Source organism: Gilliamella sp. B3817 (genome assembly GCF_026536705.1).
GTDB lineage: Bacteria > Pseudomonadota > Gammaproteobacteria > Enterobacterales > Orbaceae > Gilliamella > Gilliamella apicola_I.
On the sequence record NZ_JAFNNV010000010.1, the window covers coordinates 78,270 to 85,178 of the forward strand.

At 33.0% G+C, this 6,909-nt stretch carries 6 protein-coding genes; 3 read left to right on the forward strand and 3 right to left on the reverse strand.

From position 1 onward, the window contains the following. Positions 1-106: 106 nt before the first annotated feature. The 3 genes from J3U36_RS10365 to rph form a co-directional block, all read right to left on the reverse strand. Complete coding sequence (locus J3U36_RS10365; protein ID WP_267377838.1) at positions 107-1,213, reverse strand: SIMPL domain-containing protein; 1,107 nt, start codon at positions 1,211-1,213, stop codon at positions 107-109. A 193-nt stretch (positions 1,214-1,406) separates the two neighbouring features. Further along, positions 1,407-2,054 (reverse strand): orotate phosphoribosyltransferase, encoded by a 648-nt coding sequence (gene pyrE / locus J3U36_RS10370; protein WP_267352167.1) that lies wholly within the window; start codon positions 2,052-2,054, stop codon positions 1,407-1,409. Between the two features lie 13 nt (positions 2,055-2,067). Further along, complete coding sequence (gene rph, locus J3U36_RS10375; protein ID WP_267377840.1) at positions 2,068-2,784, reverse strand: ribonuclease PH; 717 nt, start codon at positions 2,782-2,784, stop codon at positions 2,068-2,070. A gap of 158 nt (positions 2,785-2,942) precedes the next feature. On the opposite strand from rph, the gene J3U36_RS10380 reads away from it, so the two are divergent. The 3 genes from J3U36_RS10380 to J3U36_RS10390 all read left to right on the forward strand — a co-directional run. Beyond that, positions 2,943-3,809, forward strand: coding sequence for a YicC/YloC family endoribonuclease (locus J3U36_RS10380; protein WP_267352166.1), 867 nt, complete (start codon positions 2,943-2,945; stop codon positions 3,807-3,809). Between the two features lie 280 nt (positions 3,810-4,089). Then, positions 4,090-4,983, forward strand: coding sequence for a hypothetical protein (locus J3U36_RS10385; RefSeq protein WP_267377842.1), 894 nt, complete (start codon positions 4,090-4,092; stop codon positions 4,981-4,983). Positions 4,984-5,582: 599 nt separating this feature from the next. Continuing rightward, positions 5,583-6,909 (forward strand): ESPR-type extended signal peptide-containing protein (locus J3U36_RS10390; protein WP_267385903.1); only part of this gene is annotated, 1,327 nt, incomplete at its 3' end.

Here is a 6,909-nt window from a genome sequence, read left to right on the forward strand (position 1 = left end):
AATGGTAAGTATATTTGGGGTTAAACGCTCTCCGACTATTTACCATTTAATTAAAGAGCTAACTAAGGAGAGCGTGTTCAATTGATGATAGGTTTATCTTCAAAGTTTATTGTATAGGTTTAAGTGTTTCAAAAGTACCTGATAAAACAAGATTTATTTTATACTCTGTTGGAGCATAAATATTAACATCAGCCCTCATATTTCCATCAGCATACAATCTTTTCGCATAACGTTGAGATGGATTGTATTCGGAATGCAAATCAAATTCTCCACCGCTTATATCAAGTTGTATTGGTGCACCTAACAGATATTGTTTCGCCAGTAGTCTTTCAACTTTATTTTTAAGTTTAGCTAATAATATTGCTTCATGCTCTTCAACTGCTTTTTGAACGGCTTCTTTCGAAACGGTGTAATAAGTATCATCATTGACAACCATTTTTAATTCTTGAGCTTTAGCAATAATTTTACCAATAAGGTCAAGCTTAGTTGTTTTGACCATAAGATTATGCTGAACATAATATTGTTTTACAGTAATTCTTTCCGGTGATATTTTATCCGTATCTGAATTGGTTATGGTGAAATCAGTTAATTGAAGTTTTTTTAATTCATCGGTAATGGTTGAATATTTTTTATAAAGATTATCTTTGGCGTTATTTAAAGTTTGGGCTGTTTCGCGAATATTGAAAGCATAGAGATTTTTAACTTTATCGCTTTTTACTTGATGAATATCATTGATATTATATTTATCTAATATTTTATTGAGATCAACAAAGCTATCGTTATTATCAATCTTTATAACAATATTCATATTTGCTTGATATTTTGAATTTTCTTGACTATTTTCTTGATTTATCTCTCTCACATTGTTTTGATAACCAATTGTCTCTAAATTGTCTTCAGTTAAGCCCAACTTCAATAATTCATCTTTAAATTGTTTCATTATATTTACATTGAGATCTGAGGCATCGTTAGGTGTTGCGGCATCAGTTAGTAAAGTTACAGAAAATTGTACTGTGTCAGGTTTTAATACGACAGTTTCAGAAATTTTGGCTTCAACTTTTCCCACAGGTATTAAATTTTTGCCATATTTTAATTCTTGTAATTGAAGATAAGTATTATTGACATTCAATTCTTGATTAACTGAGTTAGCAGCATAACTATCAAAGGCGATACCAATATTGAGTAACATGGCAAATAAAATTGTTTTTTTCATCTTATTATCCTTAGTTAATGTTTATTTGTTTATAAAAATACTTGTTGAATTGCTAATAAAAGGCTAAATAAATCTAGTCTAGATTATAGATAAAAAGCAGATTAAATGTCTAAAAAATGTATGGGATTGTAAAAAGATGTAAAAGCGTTTTTCAACGCTTTTATTTCATTAGCTGATTGTGTAAGAGTTTACTTTAGTTTATACCATATTGCTCACGATAAGCTTCAACTAGTTTTACTTGATCTTGTCTGGTTGGATCTTGATAAAGATATTGGATCAAATCATCAAGTGTAATAATTGAAATCACTTCGCAATGATAAGTTTGTTTAATTTCTTGAATTGCAGAAAGATCGGCACGACCTTTTTCTTGTCGGTCTAAGCAAATTAATACGCCAGCTAATTTTGATTTATTATCTTCCAATATTTGCATCGATTCACGTATTGCGGTTCCGGCAGTAATAACATCGTCAACCAGCATAACACGTTGCTCATAAATCGAACTGCCGACTAAATTGCCTCCTTCACCATGATCTTTTGCCTCTTTACGATTAAAGCAGTAAGGAACATCAACGTTGTGATGTTCAGATAATGCAACGACAGTTGATGATACAATCGGAATCCCCTTATAAGCAGGACCAAAAATTACGTCATATTCGAGCTTGGCATCTAATAAAGCAGCAGCGTAAAAGCGACCTAAAAGCGCTAAATCTTTACCGGTGTTAAACAAACCCGCATTAAAAAAATAAGGACTTTTTCGACCTGATTTTAAGGTGAATTCGCCAAATTTCAATGCTTGCCGATTTAAAGCAAATTCAATAAATTCACTTTTGTATGATTTCATCGATCCTCTCCAATTAATCTTTTAAGGCCTGTCTTTGTGCATCAATAATTGTTGCAATGCCATTTTTGGCTAATTCTAATAATTTTAATAATTCGTCATGACTAAAAGGTTCACCTTCGGCAGTCCCTTGAACTTCAATAATTCGTCCGTCATCAGTCATTACTACATTCATATCAGTTTCAGCATTAGAATCTTCAATATATTCTAAATCACATACAGGTTGACCATCGACAATACCGACAGACACCGCTGCGACCAATGATTTAATCGGATTTTGTTTAACTTTACCTTCGGCAATCATTTTATTTATCGCATCATTTAGCGCTACACACGCGCCAGTAATTGAAGCTGTTCTTGTACCACCGTCAGCTTGAATGACATCGCAGTCTAAGGTAATGGTATATTCGCCTAAAAGTTTAAGATCTATCATTGCTCTTAATGAACGAGCAATTAATCGTTGAATTTCCATTGTGCGACCTGTTTGTTTACCTTTTGTCGCTTCCCGTTGCGTTCTTGAATTAGTGGCTCGTGGCAACATACCATATTCAGCCGTGACCCAACCTTGATTTTGACCTTTTAAAAAACGGGGTACGCTTTCATCGACAGTTGCATTACACAGTACTTTTGTTTCACCGAACTCTACTAATACAGAACCTTCTGCATGCTTAGTGTAATGACGGGTAATTTTGATAGGGCGGACTTGTTCCGCAGATCGACCTGACGGGCGCATGCATTTCTCCAGCAGTTATATTTAAAAAATTATTTGAATTTACCATTTAGGAGGACATCAACAAGAAAAGGTTGATGTTTAGCCTAAGCTAAGAGCGCATTATACAGAATTTGTGATACAATGCCCAGCAAGTTTTTTACTAAATTTAGGAAGCCATTATGATTTCCAGTATGACCGCTTATGCCAGAAAAGAAGTAAATCAACCATGGGGGACCGCTTCTTGGGAGCTTCGTTCGGTCAACCAACGTTATTTAGAAACTTACATCCGTTTGCCTGAACAGTTTCGCTCACTTGAGCCTATTATTCGTGAACGGCTTCGTCATCGTTTAACGCGGGGTAAAATTGAATGCCATTTGCGTTTTGAATTGGATCCTGCTGCTCAACATCAAGAATTATCTTTAAACCAAGATCTAGCTAAACAAATTTTAAATGCAGCTAATTGGATTCAGTCAGAGCACAAATCCGGCGAAGTCAATCCTATCGATGTTTTACGTTGGCCAGGTGTATTATCAGCTAAAGAGCAAAATTTAGATACCATATCGCAAGAACTTTTAGCAATATTAGATTCGACAATTGATGAATTTATTACTGTACGTGAACGTGAAGGTAAAGCATTAGGTGAGCTTATCATCCAACGGCTCGAAGGGATAACGGAACAAGTTGAAAAGATTCGTCAGTGGATGCCACAGATTTTGGAATGGCAAAAAGAGCGTCTACAAACTAAATTAGCTGAAGCCAATATCGAATTAGATAGCTCAAGGTTTGAACAAGAAATTGTCATGATGGCTCAACGTATTGATGTTGCTGAAGAGCTTGATCGTCTAATGACACACGTTAAAGAAACTTATGCAATTTTGAAGAAAAATGAAGCCGTTGGACGTCGACTTGATTTTATGATGCAAGAATTCAACCGTGAATCGAATACCATTGCTTCAAAATCTATTAATGCCGATGTCACGGCTAGTGCCATTGAATTAAAAGTTTTAATAGAACAAATTCGAGAACAAGTACAAAATATCGAATAATTTTATTAATTAGATATAACAACGTAATTCTTCTCAATATCAATTGATTTTATTATCAAAATATTGAGAAGTTAATGAATTTAAAAATAGCTCGATTTCAACATTTAAAAAAATCCCTTTTTCTTTCCTTTTACTCATACTAAAATACGCCGCTCTCAAAAAAGCTTTGATATGTTTTATGAAAATAATGACGGTTTCACTTGCTGTCAATAATATAAATTATCTAATTTTTCTATTGAAATAATCAAAGTAGATTTATCTATAAATATAAGGAAAAATAATGAACACCTCAACTGAACACTATCAATTTTCAAATAAATTCAATCTGGGCTCTACGATTGTTTTAACTTTGCTGGGTATTTTTGTGGCTATTTTACTTGGCGTTGTATATGCCATAATCTCTCATTTTTCTCCACTAATTCTTATTGATATCGGTCTTATTGTGGGGATGTGTTATGTGATAATCATGTTGCAATCTAATTTATCTCAATTAGCGAAGATCCGTAATGTCAAAATCAATATATTAATGACTTTTTTAATCTGCTTGTTTGCCTATTATTCAAATTTGGTTACTTTTGAAGTTTTGTTATTTGACACTAATTATTTGTCCAATTGGATTTCACTGTTTTTATCGCCTATTGATACTATAACTTTATTAATAGATGATATCATTCCTTATCGTGAAATCACGATTACTAAAGGTAGCTCATCAAAAGGTTCAATTTCAGGGATGTTATTAGCTGGCATTTATCTGATTGAATTCTTAGTCTTCTTTTACCCAATTTTAACAGCTTTATTCATAGAAGATGCCTTTTGTGAAGATTGCCAAACTTGGTACAAAAAATATTTTTTCCATTCTTTGTCTAGTGAAGAATTAGAAAACAATATTAATAATAGTCGTGTAGGTAATTATGCCGATGCATTAGCCAATGTAGAACTTCAAAAAGATATTCGGGATTTGCTCGTTAAAAAGACTGACGATAAAATGTCAATGCTAAATTATGAATATTGCCAATGTCCAAAATGTCAGCAAAAAAGTATTTTAACCATTACGAAAAAAATGTTAAAACAAACGGATAAAGGGCCTGAAGTTGAAGGTGTGAATGATGGAATACTTGTCAATCAAGCTTATCTTGATCACCAAACAGATCAACTTTTTTCAACAAAAATCTAGCATCACAACGATTAACTATTCTCTTTTAAAATCAGGTACTCTTAAGAGTGCCTGAAAACCCATATTTTAGCTGAAGTCTATTTCCTCAACTCAGTACATCGAAAATGTTATCTTCCCAATGTTAAATCTAAAAAAATAATGTTGTTATAAAAATCGTTTAATAAATAGCGCTGTAAATGTTAAAAAAATTTAATAAATATCATAGAGAAAAAATAAAATAATGGCTTACCATTTAAATTTTATTAAAAATTTATTTGCGTTGTCTATGTCAGCTAGCCAAGTTATCAACCGTTATAAATTGAGAAGTTTGGTGTGCAAAATAGGTCCAATATTTATCACTTTTTAAGCGAAAATTAGATTAGCGGTTTTTACGTTTATCTGAAAATTATCTCATCAAAACTTTTCATTGTTTTTTCATTGAATTAATTAATATTTAATAAACAAAAACAATAGATTAAATAATGCTTACAATATTTATAAGAAATTTTCGATCGATTGAATATTGATTGATCATTTAATCCGATCAATAATATTTTTACATAACTTTCTAAAAGACTAGTGGTTATGTTTAATATCGTAAAATCAAGGAAATTTAATAAATGAATAAAATCTACAAAGTTTTAAAAAATAGACAAGGAATAAGCTTGGCAGTATCGGAACTAGCCAAAGGCAAAACAAAATCTTCAGTAAGTAAAATTGCAGCAGCCATCATGATTACAGCTGCTATGTCTGAAAGTGCATTAGCTGCACCAATTCATATCAATTCGAATGAAACAATCAAAGGTAATGGTACTGGCACAATTCAAAGTGGTCAAATAACCAATGAGGAATATTCATTAGGGTCAGGGACAAATGGAAAAGGACGTCTAACGATTAGTGATGGCGGTACGCTATCGTTAGCAAGAATTTTAGTTGGTCGAGGCGCAGGAAATTCAGGTGAATTAATTCTTGATAATGGACATCTTATTAATGCTCAGGGTGTTGCATACTTTGGTTTCCAAGGTGGTGATGCGAATGTATTAATCACAAATGGTGGTACTTTCACTAATACTGCTTGGGCTTCGCCAAGTATAGGAAGTGAAGCTGGTTCTAATACCACCCTAACAGTGAAAGGTAAAGGAAGCGCATTCATTCAAAAATCGAAAATTCAAGTATTTGTTGGCGCTAATGGTAATGCCAAAGTTGATGTCATAGAGGGCGGCTTATTTGACGCAAAAAATACGCTATTGCTTGGATTTGCAAATGGTACTGCAATTTTTAATGTTATAGGTAAGGATTCAACATTAAATGCGGCCACTATGCGTATAGGACCAGAAAAAAATGTAAATACGGGTCATGCTGAGCTAAATATTTTAAATGGTGCTAAAGCCAATATTGGTGATACAGTCAACGGTACTTTAGTTGTTAGAAATGGTGGTAAAGTATTTGTTGATGGAACTGATTCTGCATTGAATGTGGTTAAGGATATATCAATTGGTAATAAAAGTGAAATCACGGTTTCTAATGATGCCAAAATAAACACAACTAAAAACGCTAATGGTGAAAATGATGGTATAACCATCAATGAGGGCGGTAAATTAAATGTTGGTGGTAAACCAAATGAAGCGCCACAAAAAGCGGGAGCAATTGATGTGCCGGTTATCCATTTTGCAAATCAAGATCCATCATTACCAGCGGGTGAGCTTAATTTCAATCATACTAATAATGATTATCAAGTAGGCTGGGATATTGATAGCAAAGCAAATGGAAAAGGCAATGTCAATGTAATCTCTGGTGATAACTTTATTAGTGGTAAACATACTTATGAAGGAAACACCAATATAACTGGTGGTTCTTGGAACGCGAAAGCCGAGAATGTCTTTAGCGAAAAATCTAACTATAACGTTGATAAGAAAGGTTCACTTAATTTAGAAGATCATAACCAAA

Excerpts from the sequence above, each read along its gene's own strand:
- J3U36_RS10365 (WP_267377838.1), bottom strand. The coding sequence starts at position 1,213 with ATGAAAAAAACAATTTTATTTGCCATGTTACTCAATATTGGTATCGCC.
- pyrE (WP_267352167.1), bottom strand. The coding sequence starts at position 2,054 with ATGAAATCATACAAAAGTGAATTTATTGAATTTGCTTTAAATCGGCAA.
- rph (WP_267377840.1), bottom strand. The coding sequence starts at position 2,784 with ATGCGCCCGTCAGGTCGATCTGCGGAACAAGTCCGCCCTATCAAAATT.
- J3U36_RS10380 (WP_267352166.1), top strand. The coding sequence starts at position 2,943 with ATGATTTCCAGTATGACCGCTTATGCCAGAAAAGAAGTAAATCAACCA.
- J3U36_RS10385 (WP_267377842.1), top strand. The coding sequence starts at position 4,090 with ATGAACACCTCAACTGAACACTATCAATTTTCAAATAAATTCAATCTG.